Source organism: Vibrio sp. 2130-1, from assembly GCF_033339515.1.
This window is the reverse complement of the sequence record NZ_JAWOUT010000295.1, coordinates 1-691: the sequence shown is the minus strand read 5'-3', so window position 1 is coordinate 691 and position 691 is coordinate 1. Positions and strand designations below refer to the sequence as shown.

The following is a 691-nucleotide window of genomic DNA, read 5'->3' as shown; positions in this document are numbered from 1 at the left end:
AGCTAAACGATTCTCCAGCGCGCCCGCGACGGTTGACTTACCTGCGCCAGATAAACCAGTAAACCAAAGCACTGCTGGTTTCTGTTTTTTCAGCTCAGCACGAAACTGTTTATCAACCGTGTGCTGATGCCAGACAATGTTTTCATCTTTTACCGGTGTTTCAGCGGTCATAACGAATCCTTGTATTTATCGGAATTAAAACGGAAAGAAGACCGGAATCAATGTCAGTACCAATACGGAATACACAATCGAAATCGGCACACCAATTCGCACATAGTCGGTCAATTTGTAATTACCTACGCTGTAAACCAACAAGTTAGTTTGATACCCGTAGGGAGAAATAAAGCTCGCGCTTGCGCCAAACAATACCGCCATAATAAATGGCATCGGATCCACCCCGTACCCGACAGCCATACTATAGCCAATCGGAAATGCTAACGCGGCAGCGGCATTGTTGGTCACCAATTCAGTCAGCACCAAGGTCATGATGTATGTGGCCACCAGCGCACCAAATACGCCCCAGCCGTTAAACGCTTCGATAAACATTTCGCCCATCCTGACGGACAAGCCCGATGAAATCATCAGCTGCGCAATAGAGAGCGCAGAACCCACAATCACCACAATATCAATGGGAAAACGGCGACGAAGCTCAGAGATTTGCACTATGCCAAACGCAATGAGTGCAATGATG

Annotated in this window: 2 protein-coding genes; both read right to left on the bottom strand. The window is 47.3% G+C overall.

Annotation, left to right across the window (positions count from 1 at the left end):
- A partial coding sequence (locus R7Q09_RS25830; protein ID WP_318143903.1) for an adenylyl-sulfate kinase occupies nucleotides 1-171 on the bottom strand: 171 nt, incomplete at its 3' end.
- A gap of 24 nt (nucleotides 172-195) precedes the next feature.
- A partial coding sequence (locus R7Q09_RS25825; protein ID WP_318143902.1) for an SLC13 family permease occupies nucleotides 196-691 on the bottom strand: 496 nt, incomplete at its 5' end.